The organism is Acinetobacter wuhouensis (assembly GCF_001696605.3).
GTDB lineage: Bacteria > Pseudomonadota > Gammaproteobacteria > Pseudomonadales > Moraxellaceae > Acinetobacter > Acinetobacter wuhouensis.
Genome location: NZ_CP031716.1, coordinates 929,235 through 948,924, shown reverse-complemented (window position 1 = coordinate 948,924; position 19,690 = coordinate 929,235). Strand labels below are relative to the sequence as shown.

The following is a 19,690-nucleotide window of genomic DNA, read 5'->3' as shown; positions in this document are numbered from 1 at the left end:
GAACAAGTCAATCGCTTATTATAACGCACGATATTTTGAATTTTTTTAAAACTGATTAGGTGAGACATCATGTCAAGTTCAGATGCTCAGCATTCTGCAGAATTAAATGCACAAACTGTATCGCAAATCGCCAATCTTGCTCGATTGTCGCTTAATGATACGCAATCTGCTGAATATGCTCAAAGTTTAAATAAAATCTTAGGGATGATGGAGAGCTTAAAAGCGATCAATACTGATGGTGTTGAGCCGCTAAAGAACCCTTTTGACAACCCTCAACCTCTTCGCCCTGATGTGGTGACTGAAGAGAACCATCGTGAAGAATATCAAGCCGTTGCCCCTGCTATTCAGGACGGTTTGTACCTCGTTCCACGTGTGATTGAATAATATTTGATCAGTTAAACTTATTTTTAAAAATTAATCGTAAAGAATTGTACTCATGACTGATTTACACCGTTTATCGATTCGTGAAATGGCAGAAGGCTTAAAAAGCGCTCAGTTTTCATCACGCGAATTGACTCAACATTATTTAAACCGTATTGCTAAAATTGATGATCGTGTCAATTCATACATTACGGTAACTGCTGAGCAAGCATTGGCTCAAGCTGATGCTGCTGATGCTGCACTTAAAACTGGTAATGCGACTGCATTGACTGGTGTACCGATTGCCCATAAAGATATTTTTTGTACCCACGGCATTAAAACCACAGCGGGTTCAAAAATGCTGAATAACTTTGTCTCTCCTTATGATGCAACTGTCGTTGCGAAAGGTAAAACAGATGGACTTGTGACACTCGGTAAAGTGAACATGGATGAATTTGCCATGGGATCAACTTCTGAAAACCCGTTTTTTGGTGCGACTAAAAACCCGTGGAATTTAGAACACGTACCTGGGGGGTCTTCTGGTGGTTCTGCTGCCGTTGTTGCTGCTGACCTTGCACCTTTTGCAACAGGTACGGATACAGGCGGTTCAATTCGTCAACCTGCATCATTCTGTGGTCTAACAGGTCTTAAACCAACTTATGGTCGTGTTTCACGTTTCGGTATGATTGCCTACGCATCATCTATGGACCAAGGTGGTCCAATGGCACGTTCTGCAGAAGACTGTGCTTATTTGATGAATGTCATGGCGGGTCATGATGAAAAAGACTCAACATCGATCAATAAAGAAGTTGATGACTACGTTGCAAACTTGAATGGCACTGCGGTTAAAGGCTTACGTATTGGTATTCCTAAACAATACTTCAATGTTCAAGGTTTAGATGCTGACGTTAAAGCGCGCGTTGAAGAATCTTTGAAAAAATTGGAAGACATGGGCGCGACCTTGGTTGAGATTGATCTCACCATGAGCGAAGCTTATGTACCAACTTATTATTTGATTGCGCCTGCTGAAGCTTCTTCTAACTTGTCACGTTTTGATGGCGTTCGCTACGGTTACCGTTGTGAAAACCCAACTGACATTTTAGATCTTTATAAACGTTCACGTTCTGAAGGTTTTGGTGCTGAAGTTCAGCGTCGTATCTTGATTGGTACATACGCGCTTTCTGCGGGTTATTACGATGCGTATTATGTCAAAGCACAAAAAGTACGTCGTTTAATCCAACAAGACTTCTTAAAAGCCTTTGAAAATGTCGATGTGATTGCTGCACCATCTGCGCCAACTACAGCTTATAAAATCGGTGCGAATCTTAGCCCGACTGAAATGTACTTAGGTGACATTTACACCCTTGCTGTGAACTTGGCAGGTCTGCCTGCAATCAATGCCCCTGTTGGTTTTGATGCAAACAGCTTACCTGTAGGTTTACAGTTGATTGGTAATTATTGGTCAGAATCTCAATTGTTGTCGATTGTTCATCAATATCAACAAAATACAGATTGGCATACCAAACGTGCGGCAATTGCGGAGGAGAATGCATAATGGCTCAAGCTCAAAAAGCAGTAAAACCTAAGTCAAACTTGATCGATGGTTGGGAAGTCGTTATTGGTATCGAAATCCATACGCAACTTGCGACCAATTCTAAAATTTTCTCAGGTTCTTCAACGACTTTTGGTCAAGACCCAAATACACAAGCCAGCCTTGTTGATTTAGCAATGCCAGGTGTACTTCCAGTTTTAAACAAGGAAGTGGTTGATCTTGCGATTCGTTTTGGTTTGGGGATTGATGCCTATATCGACCAAGCGTCTGTATTTGCACGTAAAAACTATTTTTATCCTGACTCTCCGAAAGGCTACCAAATCAGCCAAATGGACAATCCGATCGTTGGGCTAGGTCATATCGACATTCAGCTTGAAGATGGTACTGTGAAGCGTATAGGCGTGACACGTGCGCATTTGGAAGAAGATGCGGGTAAATCGATTCACGATCAGTTTGAAGGTATGTCAGGCATCGACTTAAACCGTGCCGGTACGCCTTTGCTTGAAATCGTATCTGAACCTGATATGCGTTCGGTTGAAGAAGCTTTGGCTTATATCAAAGCGATTCACACATTGGTGCGTTGGTTAGGTATTTCTGACGGTAACATGGCGGAAGGTTCATTCCGTTGTGACTGTAACGTATCTTTACGCCAACCAGGTGATGAGTTTGGTACGCGTTGTGAATTGAAAAACATCAACTCTTTCCGTTTCATCGAACAAGCGATCAATGTTGAAATTCAACGTCAAATGGAAATCTTGGAAGATGGCGGTAAGATCGACCAAGAAACACGTTTGTTTGATACTGTGAAGATGGAAACGCGTTCTATGCGTTCAAAAGAAGAAGCGAACGATTACCGCTACTTCCCTGATCCTGACTTGCTTCCTGTGATCATTCCTGATGCTCAAATTGAGGAAGCGAAAGCGAATCTTCCTGAGTTACCTAAAGCACGTCGTGCGCGTTTTATCGCTGACTTTGCTGTGACTGAGTATGATGCGCATGTACTTACGCTTTCTCGTGAAATGGCAGACTTTTATGAAGCTGTCGTGACTGCTGCTGGCGGTGCTGCTCAAGGTAAAGTTTCTGCAAACTGGGTGATGGGTGAATTCTCTGGTGCTTTAAACAAGGCTAACCTAGAACTTCATGATTCTCCTGTGTCAGCTGAGCAATTGGGTGGCATGATTGCACGTATTGTTGATAACACAATTAGCGGTAAGATTGCGAAACAAGTGTTTGGCTTTATGTGGGATGAAGGCAAAACTGCGGATGAAATTATTGCTGAAAAAGGCTTGAAACAGGAAACTGATACAGGCGCGATTGAAGCGATTATTAAAGAAGTGCTTGCGGCAAATGAGAAGATGGTTGAAGAGTATAAGTCGGGTAAAGACAAAGCGTTCAATGGTCTTGTTGGTCAAGTGATGAAAGCGTCTAAGGGTAAAGCTAACCCTGCACAAGTGAATGAATTGATGAAGAAACTGATTGGTTAATTTATTCGTCAATCAATTGATTTCATGTTATAAAACCTCGCTTAATGCGGGGTTTTTAATTTAGGAAATTAAATAAATATGTCAGATAATGAAAAGTTGTGGCGTTATATGGATTTAACAAAATTCCTTGCTCTTATAATTAATAAAAGCATATATTTTAACAGAGCTGACAATTACGAAGATGTATATGAGGGAATACTCACTAAATCTGATCAAGAAAAATTAAAACAGAATCCTAGCCTTGAAATGATAATTCAACGATCAACAACATTTATTAATTGTTGGCATCAAAATGCCTATGAATCAGCTGCAATGTGGAAACTATACGGCGTAATTAATGATTCAATAGCCATTGAGACAAATATAAAAACTCTTTCGGAACTCCTTCCTTCAAGAGTTTATCTACACAAAGTAGACTATATTGATTATCAAACTGACTCAATTATAGATCTATGCTTCACAAAAACTGGTACTTTAAATATCCATGATATTTTAGCTTACAAACGCAAATCATTTCTGCACGAACAAGAGTATCGAGCTATTTACTGGCATGTTCCAGTAGAAAATGAACCTCTACAACCAAATATGTCATGGGTACACGAAAAAGGTATCAACTTAGATATCGATATAAAAAAATTAATTAAGCATGTTCATATTTCACCTTATGCTGATAATTTAGTTTTGCCTATAATTAAATCGATTCTAGAAAAGTATGAACTAGAAGAAATACCTGTGACGAAGTCTAGCCTTTATTCCTTGATATAATATTTAAAAAAATTTGACTATCAAAAAAGTATCATCCATTACCAAACTTGTAGACTTAGGACATATCCAACTCTCCAAGTCCTTATTTATGCGTGACTAGTACCCTCCCCCCCTTGCGCAACAATGTTGCTCACCCCATAGGGAGAGGGAGTATCACGTAAATGATTTGGTACACGATGTTCCCTCTCCTTTTAGGAGAGGGTTAGGGAGAGGTTCTTCTCGTTTTAGGAGAAGCAAATCAAAAAACCACACAAAAATAAAACCACTTTCCACCCTAAAATAATGTATAAATCTATTATCAAAACAAACAACTACACAAATGATAAAGCAACTTATACTCACAATTTTAATTAATCTAGGGCTAAGCTCTGTCAGTTTTGCGCAGAATGATCCTCTGCTAGAAAGTACAATCAAATCAGTGTTAAAAAGCTTTAAAACTCAAGACAATCAATTACTGCAACAGCATATACATCCCCAATATGGTGTGATCTATTGGAATAAAATAGGAGTTCCAATTAATCAAAGTATCTTTCAAAAATCAGAATTTAAATTTCCTAACCAAGATTCGCCGGAATCAACACGATGGTTCTATGAAGCACCCAATGCCCAAGAAAAATTAATCAAAACGAATCAATTACCTGAAATGGATTGCCAAAAATGGAATAAATCAGGGCTTTACTACAAGACCTTAACAACAAAACCATTTTCAGACTTAACCAAATCCAACCAACCTATCATTGAGCAAAGCAATGAAGAGGTTACACATCAATTGAATCAGCTAAAACTATTTGAAAAACAAGTTATTGAACTTCAATATGTTAGTAAAAGTCGTAGCATCGGTGACGATCTACATTTATATTTCAGTAAAATCGACAAACAATGGTATTTGAGTGCTTTCGATAATGCTGGACAATGTGATGCGTAATTTTAAAGCACCACAAAAAATATCCAAAATAATTTTCAACCCTTAACACACCAACCAAGAAAACATCAAAAGTCCAAAAAAACAATTAAAATAAATTCAATAGCTTGCAAGAAATACAAATAAAATTATTGCATCAAATTGGTGCGGAAAATCTAAAACAGTGCAACGCTTTGCTTTATATCGAGTCTTGATAAAAATTTGAATTGTTTAATCATTTTTTCCCACATCCGAACTACTGCGATATACAAAATGCTTCGCTATACTGAACCAAATTGTGACAACTAGCACCAAAAAGAATCCTATGCAAAATGTAGACTTACTCTTCCTCCTCCTCGGCGCTGTACTTGTACTTGCGATGCATGCAGGCTTTGCTTTTTTAGAACTGGGAACAGTTCGCCATAAAAACCAAGTCAACGCACTGAGTAAAATTATCACTGATTTTTCTATTTCAGCGATCGCTTACTTCTTTATTGGCTACTATATTTCCTATGGTCAGCATTTTTTCCATACAGGAACAACGCTTTCAGCCGAACATGGCTATAACCTCATGCGTTGTTTCTTCTTACTGACCTTTGCCGCGGCAATTCCTGCAATCATTTCAGGTGGAATCGCGGAACGTGCCAAAATGCGTTCACAAGCCATCGCAACACTGTTTATCGTGGCATTGGTTTATCCTTTCTTTGAAGGAATCGTATGGAATGGCAATCTTGGTCTACAAAAGTGGTTAGAAACTACTTTTGGCGCAAGTTTCCATGATTTTGCAGGCTCAGTCGTGGTACATGCAATGGGTGGATGGATTGCACTGGCTGCGGTGATATTACTCGGTGCGCGTAATGGTCGTTATAAAAAAGATGGTCGCGTCAGTGCACATCCACCATCATCTATTCCCTTTCTTGCACTGGGTTCATGGATTCTGATTGTGGGTTGGTTCGGCTTTAACGTGATGAGCGCACAACGTTTAGATGCTATCTCTGGTCTCGTGGCAATTAACTCACTCATGGCTATGGTCGGTGGAACACTCTCAGCGAATTTCTTTGGAAAAGAAGACCCAGGTTTCTTACATAATGGCCCACTTGCAGGTTTAGTCGCAATCTGTGCAGGTTCAGATATTGTGCATCCAATCGGTGCATTGGTGATCGGTGTCTTTGCGGGCTTTATCTTTGTTAAATTGTTCACCTATACCCAAAACAAACTCAAAATTGATGATGTATTAGGTGTTTGGCCACTCCACGGCGTATGTGGTGCTTTTGGTGGAATCGCTGTAGGACTCTTTGGTCAGCAATGGCTTGGTGGGCTTGGTGGTGTCTCAATGATGTCTCAGTTGATCGGAACACTACTTGCAATCATCATTGCACTTGCAGGTGGATTTGCAGTCTATGGCATCCTTAAAGTGACTATGGGTATCCGTTTGAGTCAAGAAGAAGAATTTCGTGGTGCAGATTTATCTATTCATAAAATTTCGGCTAATTCGGAAGATGCGATTTTCTAATCTCTATGTGGGTAAATTAATTTAGCGGTCAAATTGACCGCTTTTTTATTTGCTCTAAATCGCTTTGATTCAAAAACCACACAGCAATGATCCACATTTAAATCAATAAAAAAAACAATCATTTATAACATTTAAAACACACACTTTTACCTATCAAATTCAAGTAAATATATTGCTCAATCTCAACCAGTCTACAAAAATTAAGAGCAATTTAAGTTTAGTTTTGTCCAATAACATCAAATAAAATATAGAAAGAGTGATTCACCTGATGTTATATACCGATTCAAATAAATTCTTCTTTAGAAATAGTTTATTGTTGGCGGTATTATTTTTAGTGCTATGGTTTGTATTTCCTGTGGGTGGTGCAATTGATCTGCACTTTATTCAACCGTGGATTGATACAAGTGGTAAATTCCCATTAAAAAATAATTGGTTCCTCGTCGAAATTAACCACAAACTCGTTAAACACATCATTATCGGATTCTATGTCATTGTCCTTTTGGCATGGCTTGCATCATTTAAAAATCTAAAATTAAAACCTTATCAATGGCGATTGGGCTATCTGTTTTGGATCAGTATTCTATCTACGGCTGTCGTTGGGATTCTTAAATCACATTCAGCCCATGCCTGCCCATGGTCAATGACTGAACCGACTGCCTTAGGCTATGTCTGGAACTTTTCTGCAACAAACGGACACTGCTTTCCAGGCGGTCATGCCAGTTCAGGCTTTTCATTAATCACCGGATTTTTTGTCTTTAGAACATCAAAACCAAAGATCGCGTATGTATTCTTATTTTTAGGCTTAAGCCTCGGTTTTTTAATGGGTTGGGGACAAATGATGCGTGGCGCACATTTCCTAAGTCATAACTTATGGACAGGTTGGGTAGTCTTTGCTTTTAACTTGGTGATGTATAAAATTTTCTATAAAAAGCTTAGTTAAATGTGACATGTAAATAAAACATGTAACGATCAAACAGTCATTTTAAAAAGATGAGTTTTAAGCACATAGTTTTTAAATTAAATTTAGTAACCTAAGTTCGGAGTTGATTTCTTCCAAAAATTTGATACGTGGAAACGTCCTTCACAATTGTTTGAGGCATGAGCCAGTCATGGCGCAAGATTTATAAGTTAATGTTTTTGCGATAATCTTGATATATTTCGGTAGCTGACGAGTTCTGCGGTGAGAAGCAAAGCTTCGCAAGATGGTTTCCTTGCGCAGTTTCACTGCTCATTTTGCCGAATGAGAAACATCGTTTCGTAAGAGTGCCTCGAGCCGAAGGCTAATCCTAATATATGAACAAAACCGATCAGACTCCGTCACAATGAACCTTACAAAAATCTTACCCTACTGAAATTATTAAAATAACTTATCGAACTGACGTTAGTAGATCACTCAAAAACACGATAAATCATAAAATCAAAAAAAGATGATGAACATCATAGATATTCATCATCTTATCTCCGCCCGATTAAATTTTTTCACAAAATAGTGTTTGTTAAATTTTAGTAAGACTTAAACTTTACTAATAGTTAAACTTTTGAGTCCAATACCGTTACGAATACAATCTTCAATTCAATCAGCTTTTACATTGGGTTGAATCGGTATCTTAACCAAAACGCTCAAACCACCCAACTCTTCACTCCGTGAAAGTGTTAAATCTCCACCGAGATGTTGAATCGCTTTATCTACAATCGATAAACCTAAACCACTGCCCACCTCCAAATGGTGATGAACACGATAGAATCGTTTTAATACTTTATCGTACATTTCAGGATCTATACCAGAACCGCTATCCTCGATCAGAACATAAGCAAAATCATGTATATCCGCAAAAACTGAAACATTGATCATGCCAGCGACTGGTGTATATTTGATCGCATTATCAATCAGATTAAAAATAATCGAATGAATGCTATGTTCGACACTTTTCAAAATCACAGGTTCATTTCGGACAAAACCTAAGTCAATATCCTTTTCCATTGCCAAATTCATCAATTGCTCAACACAACTGAGTGCGACATCATTCAGTTTAAACTGAGTGACTTGGACTTCATGACTCAAAGATGCATCTTGTTTTGCCAATGCCAATAACTGGGTCACCAAATGTTGCATTCGCGCCAAACCCTTGCTGAGATTTTGTAAATTACCCTCTTCTGGAAATTGGCTCATTAGGATTTTGGTTTGCAAATTCAATGCTGTGAGTGGTGTACGTAACTCATGGGCAGCATCTGCGACAAACTGCCGTTGCTCTTGTTGCGCAACAGAAATTCGCTCAAACAAATGATTCATTTCATGAATGGTTGGTAAGAGTTCTGCGGGGTAATGACCATTTTGAATTGCCACTAAAGAGTTGGAATCACGTTTTGCCAGTTCGGATTTAAAATCCTCTAACGGCTTCATACTACGACGAATAATGTAAACCAAACCCAAGAGTGCAAATGGAATAATCAACAAATAGGGAAGAAACATACTGCCCGCAAGTTCAAGTGCTAAATGCTCCCTCACCTTCTCTTGTTGACTGATTTGGATCTGATAATTTGGTGTCGGTAAAATATACGTAATCCACGTCCCATGCACGGTATCTTGACTATAAAAACCTGCTTTTTGTTTAGGTTCTATAATCACATGATGTGATGTGATTTTGCTTGGATTCTGATCAGCATAAGCCCAAACATCGATAAACAAATCTTCTTCATGATAACGTTTATGTACATCAAAATCACTTTGGATGGGACGTGGATTCAATTCTACACGTTCAGCCAAATACACCATTTGGGCATCAAGAATTTCGTTAATTTCCTCTAATGAAATTTTATAAGCGGAGAAAACCAATACACAGCCCAATAAAACACTAAAAATAGAGGTATAACGAATTAAACGCTTTCTTAAAGAAAATGTTGTTTCCATATCATTCAACTTTCTGTGGTTGCCCCAAACGATAACCTAACCCACGAATGGTACGAATAATGTCTTTGCCCAGTTTTGAACGAATGTGATGTACATAAACTTCGATGGTGTTGCTATTGATTTCACTGTCAAACGCATACAACTTATCTTCTAGATTGGACTTAGAAAATATTTTATTGGGATGGGTCATAAGCGGTGTCAGGATCGCCCATTCGCGATTGGACAAATCCACAGGCTCACCACGCAATGTGGCAATATGTTGTTCAACATCTAGAACAACTTCACCATTTTTCAATAAGTTAGAGCTTTGCCCTTGCGCTTCTTTTGCAACATCGCCAGTACGACGTAATAGTGCATGAATACGCGCAACAAGTTCATCAAACTCATAAGGTTTAATCAGATAATCATCTGCACCTTGATTCAACCCGTCAACACGATTTTGCAACTGATCGCGTGCTGAAATAATCAGAACGGGTAAAGCTGAACGTTGACGGATTTGCTTTAACACTTGCATACCATCCATCATCGGTAAACCCAGATCAAGTAAAACTAAATCAAATTGTTTGTCTGAAAGTAGCTTTAAACCATCTAAACCATTATTCACCCACTCAACATCAAAGCCTTGATACTTCAACAATGTTTGAGATGATTCTGCAATCATAAAATCATCTTCAATCATCAAAATTTTGGTCATTGCATGTATCCTTAATTAACTTTTCACTGCACATTGATGCAACATGTTGTAGTTCTGATCAATAACATGTGTCTGAATATTTAACACACTCAAAAGACTTGGGAATAAGTTATCTTGACTTAATTTTGTGCTTTTTTGTTCATTTAAACAATCCACTTGTTTTTGTGCTGTACTTTTCCAAGCATCTGAAAACCACATCATCATCGGCACATGCGTTTGTTGGCTAGGTGCAATCGCATACGGCGCACCATGTAAATACATGCCATGCTCACCTGTAGATTCTCCATGATCGGATAAATACCAAAAACCAGTACGATAATTTGTATTTGCTTTTAATACATCCACAATTTGATTCAAAATATAGTCTGTATATGCAATTGTATTGTCATAACTATTGATCAATTCAGCTGAAGAACACCCTTGAATCGCATTGGTATCACACGTTGGTTTAAATTTCTGAAATTCGCTCGGTATACGTTTGTAATAAGCAGGTCCATGGCTTCCCATTTGATGTAATACAACTAAATGTGGCTGAGTATCATTTTTTGGCAATTGGCTCATATACAGATTCAAACTATCCACAAGAATACCATCTAAACATTCACCATCTGTACACCATTTTTGCTTCAAAGTTTCAGGGATTTGAAATTGTTCAACACGATTACAAGTGCCTTTACAGCCTGAATTATTATCAATCCAAGTGACTTTATAACCTGCGCGTTGTGCAATATCGAGTAAACCTTCACGGTGGCTCGCCAACTGCTCATCATAGTTAACTCGAGGCATACCAGAGAACATACAGGGTACAGAAACTGCTGTCGCCGTTCCGCATGAACTGACTTGAGTGAAATTCATGAGCCCTTGTTGTTTGGACAATAACGGATTGGTATTTTTCGCATAACCATTTAATGAAAAGCTTTCTGCACGTGCTGTTTCACCAACCACTAAAACCATCAGTTTTGGTATTTTATTGGCTGCAATATCTTCAACCAAATGCGCATCTTCACCATAACGAATTAAGGGTAAATCTTTTTTAGGTGCTTTTTTATGAAAATACGAAATCGTAGATGCCACTGTATTTTGTGGTGAAATCATCCCTTTCAGATCACGATTTTCACGGAAGATCGCTGCGTAATCGACATAGAAAACAAACAGTAAGCTGCCAATAATAGCGAGTGAAGCAACAATATTTAAACCTTTAAAGATAAGTACCTTAGCTAGGCTTTGTGGTTTAATTCTGACCCATAAAATCAAGACTATTGGTAAAACAACGAATGCTAATGTCCAAGTTAATAATTGTAAGGACATCAAATCAGATGCTTCTGAAGGATCAGTTTGGACAATGTTTTGAATTTGATCAGGTGAAATTACCACACCTAAAGAGCTAACAAAGTAAGCACTAAAGCCACCAATAAACACCAAAAGGATTGAAAAAAATTTCGCTGTCCATTTCCAGTCTAGAATTTGCAATAATAAATTATATAACGCGACGACGACGACGACCGTTGCAGCTAAGAACAGTTGTACTTTCACGCCTTGATATGGCGTGAGCATTTTAATCTTATTAAAAAAGGCAAAATTGAGGCAAAAACCCAACCATACGGCGATGATGAGGTTAAAAGTCGCAAGTGAAATAGACACTTCACGTTGTTTTATTCGTTGTATGAAATTAGACATTACTCTATCAACAGCTCACTTCAATTGTTTTAAGTTATAAAATGAAGCTTAAATTGAACTTAAAAGCACTCCCCCAAGCATATTGAATCATTAACTCACATATAAATGATTTTAAATTCTCAAACTTTGAGAAACAAAAAAATCATGTGGAGTTTATATAAATAAAATTATATTATTTTATAGCTTGTAGATTATTCATCTTTCTTAATTCATTTACTTCAAGTCATTTAAGTTTATTTTTTGAATTGTATTTTATTACATTCAATCTTCGCATCTTAATATTTTTTTGATAAAAAACAACCACGTTTTTAAATCAAGTGGCTGAAAAATAATGTATTCTACTAAATAATATAAATAACTATATAAAATTAGAATAGAAAATAAAAACAATTTAAAGTAAAAAATATTAATATATAAAATTGCAAAAAAATAATAAAAAAATATAGAGTTCAATTTTTTTATTTTTATTATGACAAAGCTCAATAAATAGTTAACTTAATTTATAATTAAATCTAATTTTGAATTTAACCCTAAATAAATAATAGTTTTTAAAATTAGTTTTCATCACTACTCATTCTTGCCCAACGAAATATTGGAATTAAACAGATCACACCCACCATTAAAATCAAACTTAAAAAAACAGAATATCCTAAGTAATCGCCAATGATTCCACTCACGGTATACAAAACCCCACTGATGGTCGCCATCACAGATACTTGAAAAGTAAAATCAGTGCCTGCACTTTCAGTTCGACTGTATTGCATAACCAAAGTTAGAATTGCAACCAATAGCATCGCAGCAAACATATCTTCTAAAGCGTTCACTACATAGATTATCCATGGAGCAATCTCCACTGAATTTTGCAATAAGAATGCTAAACCAACAAAACCAGCTAAACTCATTAATTTAAGAATAGAGAAAATGATCAAAGCATGACGTCTTGTAATGTTCTTCAACATCCAGCCTGCTAAACCTGCACCAACCAGTGCTGCAAACGCACCGATCATGGTGATATAAATCCCGATTTGAGAAAGTGTTAATCCTAAATCGACCAACAAAGGTTTGGTAATCGGGCCTGTTAATCCATCTGCAATTTTGATGGTACAAAGCACCCAAAACCAAGTGCTCAACTGTTTATTTTCAAAAAAATAACTGAGATATTTTCTAAGTTTTACCAAGAAATTCTGCTTGGTCTGAATGCTTGTCTGTTCAGCATTTGTCGTTGAATTTGGAGAATGCTGTGGTTCTTTATAAAGTAGAATCGGAAGCGTATTTAGGGTCACGATGAAAGCAAGAATCAAAAATGTACTCTGCCATGTGAGCCAATCCATTGCCCACAGAATAGCGCCACCTCCGATGATGAAGCCCAGCCGTGAACCAATCACTTGGAACATATTTCCAATATGTTGCTGATCGCCTTTCAGAATCTTAACCGCCAAACCATCTGTCGCTATGTCTTGCGTCGCACCCACACTATTCATACACAGTAAAGCGATAAAAAATCCGAATAAATAAGTGGGTTGATTTAAAGATTGAATTGGTAAAAAAGAAAGAACGATTAAAATGACAATGGTTAAAACCTGTGTTGGAATAATCCAACTTCGGTAATGCCCTTTTTGCGAGTGTCCGTATTTGTCAACCCAAGGTGACCAAAGCACTTTGAGTGCCCACGGTGCCATGAGCAGACCAAAACCACCGATATGAGTCAATGAAACGCCTTGCGCACGGAGAATCACAGGCAAAGCATGAGTCATAAAACCAACAGGTAAACCTTGTGCCCAATACAGTGAAAATAACAATAAATAGCTCTGTGGCATGGGTTAATCTCTAATTCTTTTTATACCGATCAATTTCATAAGTTCATTCACCCATTCAAAGTGTATTGCATTCATCGGTGATTTTTGTAATATTTGCCATAGTTCAACCTTTACTACACCAATGCTTACTATTATGCAAAAAATAAAGTAAGTAAATACGCCAATTTAAATACAATCACAGCAAAGCCATAAGAATACGATGTCAGAGAATTTTCCAAATATACCAGATCAAGTCCCACAACGTGGCACAACATCGAGCCGTAACTTATTCAAAAAGCTTTATCTCGCTCAAGGTTGGGGCTTTGTCGGTGAATTTCCCAATTTACCTAAAGCTGTGGTTTTCATCGCACCTCATACCTCAAATTTTGATGGCTTATATGCTTTTCTTGCAATGCTTGGCATTGGTGTCAAAGTCACGATTTTCGGTAAAGACAGTTTATTTAAAACACCACTCAAAGGTCTGTTTGAATGGATTGGTGTGATTCCCGTAGAGCGTGACTCACCGCATGGGCTGACTCAACAGATTGTGGATGTGATTCATCAGCAAGAAAAAATCTGGATTGCAATTGCACCTGAAGGCACGCGCAATCGTGCAGAAAAAATCAAAAGTGGTTTTTACCACATTGCTATGGGTGCCAATATCCCGATTGCAATCTTTTCTTTTGATTATGAAAAGAAATTGATTCATTGCTTAGGGACGTTACAGCCGACTGGTGACTATGACCAAGATTTAGTAGAAATTTTAAATCGTTTTAATGGAAAATTTTCACCAAAGCATCCGAAACTACTCTCGATTCCTTTACAAAAACTATTGAAAAATAGCTAGAAAATAAAGCAACAATCTGTTCAGATGACAGCATATTTTTTAGACTAAAGTAATACGATATGCGTTTTAAACAACTTGGCTTTATAGGCTTAATGGGTCTTGCCCTCGTTGGCTGTGATAAAACAACAAAAACTCCTCCTCAAACCACAGCGATCAAGGCACGAGAACCTGTGATTGCAATTGCACTCGGTGGCGGTGGTGCAAAAGGTTTTGCGCATATCGGCGTACTTAAAGTTCTAGAATCTCATGGCATAAAACCTAAAATCGTCACTGGAACAAGTGCGGGAAGCTTCGTTGGGAGTATCTATGCCAGTGGTAAAACCCCTTATCAAATGCAACAAATCGCGCAACAACTCAAAGAGTCTGATCTACGTGACTTAACCTTGAATAGCCAAGGCATTGTACTGGGGCAAAAACTACAAGATTATGTCAATCGTAATATTGCCAATAAGCCGATTGAACAATTCCCGATTCGCTTCGCTGCTGTTGCAACACGTTTGGACAATGGTAAAAAGGCTGAATTTATCAAAGGCAATGCAGGTCAAGCTGTGCGAGCTTCATGCAGTATTCCCAATGTATTCGTCCCAGCAACCATTGGTGGAACAAAATATGTCGATGGAGGTTTAGTCAGTCCGATTCCTGTACAAACTGCACGTGATATGGGTGCGGATATCGTGATTGCAGTCGATATTTCAGCACGTCCATCAGGTAGCCAACCGATGAATATGTGGGGCTTACTTGACCAAACGATTAATATCATGGGACAACAAAGTATCAATAATGAATTGGCTCAGGCGAATATTGTGATTCAACCCAAAGTTGGACACTTAGGGACTTTAGATTTGAAATCGAGCAATCAAGCCATTTTAGAGGGTGAGAAATCTGCTCAAGCGAAAATTACGGCGATTCAAGCAGCAATCACTAACTTTAAAAAATCTCCTGCAGCATTAAAACCTGCACCAAGAGCGAGAATATAAGCGCATTTCAATCCAACAAATAAAAACAGTGAATAAACTAGAATAATCACGTTTTTATATGCAGCATTGAATTCATCTGCTACATTGATATAGATGATACGTCATCTATATCAATGATAATCACTAGAGTAGATGTATGAACTTTATTTTTGAACCGTGGCATTGGTTTGTACTTGGCATATTGCTGATCTTATCCGAACTCATTTTGCCCGCATTTGCTGCGTTGTGGTTTGGTATCGCCGCAATTGTAGTCAGTATTTTGTATTGGCTCTTCCCAAGTATGAGTTTCACCTTTCAAATCGTATGTTGGATCGTATTATCCATCATCTGTACTGTAGTTTGGTTTAAATTTGTCAAACCCTTATCTATAGACAAAACCAAAGCAGGACTATCAAGAGAAGCCACCATTGGTCAAATTGGTATGGTCATTCAAACAGGTCTACACCATGAACAAATTCTCGTTCGTTTTCCGATGCCTGTTTTAGGTTCTGATGAATGGAACTGTCGCTCTCTTTCACCTGTGCAAGTTGGTGATCGTGTCCGTGTCACAGATATTTTGGGTAATGATTTAGTGGTACAACCACATTCTTCATCTTCATAATGAAAAATAAAGAGGAAAATTAAATGGGTTTTGGTTCTATAGTTGCTTTATTCATATTTGCCTTCGTCGCTGTGACGATTTTCAAAGGCGTTCGTATCGTTCCGCAAGGTTATAAATGGATCGTACAACGTTTAGGTAAATATCACACCACACTTAATCCGGGTCTAAACTTTGTTATCCCTTATGTAGACGAAGTTGCGTACAAAGTTACCACCAAAGATATTGTTTTAGATATTCCTTCACAAGAAGTAATTTCTAGAGATAACGCGGTAATGGTGATGAATGCCGTTGCCTATATCAATCTGACTACCCCTGAAAAAGCAGTCTATGGTATTGAAAATTATACATGGGCAATTCAAAATCTTGTACAAACCTCACTCCGTTCGATTGTCGGTGAAATGGATTTGGATGATGCACTTTCATCACGTGATCACATCAAAGCCAAGCTTAAAGCGGCAATTTCAGATGATATTTCAGACTGGGGCATTACTTTAAAAACTGTTGAAATTCAGGATATTCAGCCATCGCATACCATGCAATCAGCGATGGAAGCGCAAGCAGCAGCTGAACGTCAACGTCGTGCGACAGTGACCAAAGCTGATGGTGAAAAACAAGCTGCGATTCTTGAAGCGGATGGTCGTCTAGAAGCTTCACGTCGTGATGCTGAGGCTCAAGTTGTTTTAGCTGAATCATCTCAAAAAGCCATTGAAATGATCACTTCTGCTGTTGGTGATAAAGAAGTTCCTGTTGCCTACTTACTGGGTGAGCAATATGTCAAAGCCATGCAAGACATGGCGAAATCGAATAACTCGAAAACAGTTGTACTTCCTGCTGACATTATGAATACCATTCGTGGTGTGATGGGTAGAAATAACTAATTTCTCGATTGCAATAAAAATAGGCAACTTGATGTTGCCTATTTTTTTACCTTGAAAATGATCACTTAAGTTTTAACGTTTAAGATTTAATCAGTAATTTTTTGTAATTTATGGTTAAATTTCACGTTATTTAAAAATTTTCCTTAGATCTACATCTTTCCACGAATATGGATATCGTATGAGTTCCCTCAACCCCACCTTAATCACCTTTCTATTTTATATAGTTGCCATGGTCATCATTGGCTTAATTGCCTATCGTGCAACAACCAGTTTTGATGACTATATTTTAGGTGGACGTCGTTTAGGGAGTTTTGTGACTGCCCTTTCAGCAGGCGCTTCTGACATGAGTGGTTGGCTACTCATGGGCTTACCAGGTGCAATTTATCTGTCAGGTTTATCTGAAATGTGGATTGCGATTGGTTTGATCATTGGTGCATGGCTCAACTGGTTATTGGTTGCAGGTCGTTTACGTATTCATACCGAAATCCAAAACAATGCGCTTACCTTACCCGATTATTTTTCCAATCGTTTCAATGATCATAAAAAGATTCTAAGAATTGTTTCCGCTGTCGTGATTCTCATATTCTTCGCGATTTACTGTGCTTCTGGGATGGTCGCAGGTGCACGTTTATTCGAAAGTATGTTTGGGCTGTCATATAGTACTGCACTTTGGATCAGTGCGATTGCAACCATCAGCTATGTGTTTATTGGTGGCTTCTTAGCGGTGAGTTGGACAGATACCATTCAAGCGGGGTTGATGATTTTTGCACTTTTATTAACACCTATCGTCACCATTTTAAGCTTAGGTGATATGAGTGTTGTCAATGCCGCTTTGGATGCTGCACGCCCACAAGCCTATAGTTTATTCAATGACTTAAGCACCGTTGCAATTCTATCCTTGCTTGCATGGGGCTTAGGCTATTTTGGTCAACCTCACATCCTTGTCCGTTTCATGGCGGCAGATTCTGTGAAATCTATTCCCAATGCACGTCGCATCGGTATGACATGGATGACACTGTGCTTAGGTGGTGCGGTTGCAGCAGGTTTCTTTGGTATCGCTTATTTCCAAGTCCATCCTGAGTTAGCAGCTACGGTGAATGCAAACCCTGAAACCGTCTTTATGGAACTGACTAAAATTCTGTTTAACCCTTGGATTGCAGGTATCGTCTTAGCTGCGATTCTTGCGGCCGTGATGAGTACGTTAAGTTGTCAATTATTGGTCTGTTCAAGTACCTTAACCGAAGATTTTTATAAAGCTTTTATTCGTAAAACAGCTTCTCAGAAAGAATTGGTTTGGGTCGGTCGTTTGATGGTTTTGCTGGTCGCAATCCTTGCAATCGTCCTTGCGAGTAATCCAGAATCTAAGGTGCTCGGGCTTGTCGCTTATGCATGGGCAGGTTTTGGTGCGGCATTTGGACCATTGATTATTCTGTCACTGTTCTGGAAGCGTATGACCCTTTCAGGGGCTCTTGCAGGTATGATTATCGGTGCTTTGGTGGTGATTCTTTGGAAAAATATTCCTGTTTTTGCTGCAACAGGTGTCTATGAAATTATCCCAGGATTTATTTGCTCATTCATTGCCATTATTCTATTCAGCTTAATCAGTAAAGCACCAACAGCGGATATGCTTGAACGATTTGATAAAGCAGATCAAATTTATAAAGAATCGGTCTAATCCGATTTAATAAATAAAGAAAATAACAAAGGGGCGAAATGCCCCTTTGTTATTACAATATTTAAGACTGAATAAGAAATAGAATTTAGCTCTTACGTGACAACAAAAACTGAGAAATTTGATTCAGCTCTTTCGCATTATCACCAAAATATTCTAAAGCCTGAAATGCTTGGTCATGCAATTGCTGTGCATAAGCTTTAGCATTCTCTAAACCCATCAATGCTGGATAAGTTGATTTATCCACTTGCTCATCTTTACCCGCTGTTTTACCCAATGATTCAGTATCTGAAATCACATCAAGAATATCATCTTGGACTTGGAAAGCTAAACCAATCGCTTGCCCATATTGACGCAATTGTGGAATCGCTTGATCTGTTCCTGAGAAAATCGTCACAGCCGACATCATGATAGAGGCTTGAATTAAAGCACCTGTTTTATTACGGTGAATATTTTCCAAATGTGATTGGTCTACATGCTTTCCTTCAGCTTGTAAATCTAAGACTTGACCACAGACCATTTTCGAACTTGAAGTGGCTAAAATCTGCATTTGTTTAAGCACAATCGCTTGATCCACTGATGTTCCATTATCAAACAGACGACTGCCTAAAACCTCAAAAGCCATCGACTGGAGAATGTCACCTGCCAAAAGCGCAGTATCTTCACCGAAAGCCACATGACAAGTAGGTTGCCCACGACGTAATAAATCGTTATCCATACAAGGCAAATCATCATGCGCAAGTGAATAACAATGAATAAACTCGATTGCAACTGCGGCACGGCGTACTGCTGCAAAGTTTGGATTATTCTCTTTCAAATGAGATGTCGCATAACACAGTGCTGGACGTACACGCTTTCCGCCTAACATCACAGTATGATGCACAGCAGATTTTAAAGGTTCAGGCAGTGAAAATGCATCTAAAGCAGTTTGTAGATCTTGCTGAATTTGCTGTTGCGCTCGTTTTAAAATTTCTGCATTTACATTTGGAATTGAAGTCACATCAGCCTCGACTTGTACACATTGCTAAAACTTAAAATAAATAAGTTTGAGTGAAATTGGTAGAT

The 19,690-nt window shown here is 38.2% G+C and carries 17 protein-coding genes; 12 read left to right on the top strand and 5 right to left on the bottom strand.

All coding sequences use genetic code 11. The features are described 5' to 3' along the window. Positions 1–69: 69 nt before the first annotated feature. From gatC to BEN71_RS05105, 7 genes are all read left to right on the top strand, one after another. Positions 70–384, top strand: a complete 315-nt coding sequence (gatC, locus tag BEN71_RS05135) for an Asp-tRNA(Asn)/Glu-tRNA(Gln) amidotransferase subunit GatC (protein WP_068973439.1) — start codon at positions 70–72, stop codon at positions 382–384. A gap of 52 nt (positions 385–436) precedes the next feature. Further along, entirely contained in the window at positions 437–1,915 is a 1,479-nt protein-coding gene (gene gatA / locus BEN71_RS05130) for an Asp-tRNA(Asn)/Glu-tRNA(Gln) amidotransferase subunit GatA (protein WP_068973440.1), read from the top strand. Further along, complete coding sequence (gatB, locus tag BEN71_RS05125) at positions 1,915–3,396, top strand: Asp-tRNA(Asn)/Glu-tRNA(Gln) amidotransferase subunit GatB (protein ID WP_068973441.1); 1,482 nt, start codon at positions 1,915–1,917, stop codon at positions 3,394–3,396. Before gatA ends, gatB begins: the two co-directional genes overlap by 1 nt. Before the next feature lie 78 nt (positions 3,397–3,474). Then, positions 3,475–4,161 carry a hypothetical protein gene (locus BEN71_RS05120; RefSeq protein ID WP_068973442.1) on the top strand — a complete coding sequence of 229 codons (687 nt, stop codon included), beginning with the start codon at positions 3,475–3,477 and terminating at the stop codon, positions 4,159–4,161. 319 nt (positions 4,162–4,480) lie between these two features. After that, positions 4,481–5,086 carry a hypothetical protein gene (locus BEN71_RS05115; RefSeq protein WP_068973443.1) on the top strand — a complete coding sequence of 202 codons (606 nt, stop codon included), beginning with the start codon at positions 4,481–4,483 and terminating at the stop codon, positions 5,084–5,086. Positions 5,087–5,387: 301 nt separating this feature from the next. Continuing rightward, the gene (locus tag BEN71_RS05110; protein ID WP_068973444.1) at positions 5,388–6,575 is read left to right on the top strand and encodes an ammonium transporter; all 1,188 of its coding nucleotides are present in this window, start codon (positions 5,388–5,390) and stop codon (positions 6,573–6,575) included. Positions 6,576–6,843: 268 nt separating this feature from the next. Continuing rightward, complete coding sequence (locus BEN71_RS05105) at positions 6,844–7,515, top strand: phosphatase PAP2 family protein (protein WP_068973445.1); 672 nt, start codon at positions 6,844–6,846, stop codon at positions 7,513–7,515. Between the two features lie 633 nt (positions 7,516–8,148). On the opposite strand, the gene BEN71_RS05100 is transcribed toward BEN71_RS05105, so the two are convergent. From BEN71_RS05100 to BEN71_RS05085, 4 genes are all read right to left on the bottom strand, one after another. Then, on the bottom strand, positions 8,149–9,483 hold the full coding sequence (locus BEN71_RS05100; protein ID WP_068973446.1) for an ATP-binding protein: 1,335 nt from the start codon (positions 9,481–9,483) through the stop codon (positions 8,149–8,151). 1 nt (position 9,484) lies between these two features. Further along, positions 9,485–10,177 carry a response regulator transcription factor gene (locus tag BEN71_RS05095; protein ID WP_068973447.1) on the bottom strand — a complete coding sequence of 231 codons (693 nt, stop codon included), beginning with the start codon at positions 10,175–10,177 and terminating at the stop codon, positions 9,485–9,487. A gap of 15 nt (positions 10,178–10,192) precedes the next feature. Next, entirely contained in the window at positions 10,193–11,854 is a 1,662-nt protein-coding gene (locus BEN71_RS05090; RefSeq protein WP_068973448.1) for a phosphoethanolamine transferase, read from the bottom strand. 554 nt (positions 11,855–12,408) lie between these two features. After that, a complete protein-coding gene (locus BEN71_RS05085; RefSeq protein ID WP_068973449.1) occupies positions 12,409–13,671 on the bottom strand; it encodes an MFS transporter in 1,263 nt (420 codons plus the stop codon). Positions 13,672–13,870: 199 nt separating this feature from the next. On the opposite strand from BEN71_RS05085, the gene BEN71_RS05080 reads away from it, so the two are divergent. The 5 genes from BEN71_RS05080 to putP all read left to right on the top strand — a co-directional run bounded on the left by BEN71_RS05080 (position 13,871) and on the right by putP (position 18,628). Then, positions 13,871–14,497, top strand: a complete 627-nt coding sequence (locus BEN71_RS05080; protein ID WP_068973450.1) for a lysophospholipid acyltransferase family protein — start codon at positions 13,871–13,873, stop codon at positions 14,495–14,497. Positions 14,498–14,556: 59 nt separating this feature from the next. Then, positions 14,557–15,474, top strand: a complete 918-nt coding sequence (locus BEN71_RS05075; protein WP_068973451.1) for a patatin-like phospholipase family protein — start codon at positions 14,557–14,559, stop codon at positions 15,472–15,474. A gap of 136 nt (positions 15,475–15,610) precedes the next feature. Continuing rightward, a complete protein-coding gene (locus tag BEN71_RS05070; RefSeq protein WP_068973452.1) occupies positions 15,611–16,075 on the top strand; it encodes an NfeD family protein in 465 nt (154 codons plus the stop codon). 23 nt (positions 16,076–16,098) lie between these two features. Continuing rightward, positions 16,099–16,953: an SPFH domain-containing protein gene (locus tag BEN71_RS05065; protein WP_068973453.1), complete on the top strand. Its 855-nt coding sequence runs from the start codon at positions 16,099–16,101 to the stop codon at positions 16,951–16,953. 178 nt (positions 16,954–17,131) lie between these two features. Continuing rightward, positions 17,132–18,628: a sodium/proline symporter PutP gene (putP, locus tag BEN71_RS05060; RefSeq protein ID WP_068973454.1), complete on the top strand. Its 1,497-nt coding sequence runs from the start codon at positions 17,132–17,134 to the stop codon at positions 18,626–18,628. Between the two features lie 85 nt (positions 18,629–18,713). On the opposite strand, the gene BEN71_RS05055 is transcribed toward putP, so the two are convergent. Continuing rightward, positions 18,714–19,625, bottom strand: a complete 912-nt coding sequence (locus tag BEN71_RS05055; protein WP_068973455.1) for a polyprenyl synthetase family protein — start codon at positions 19,623–19,625, stop codon at positions 18,714–18,716. Positions 19,626–19,690: the final 65 nt, after the last annotated feature.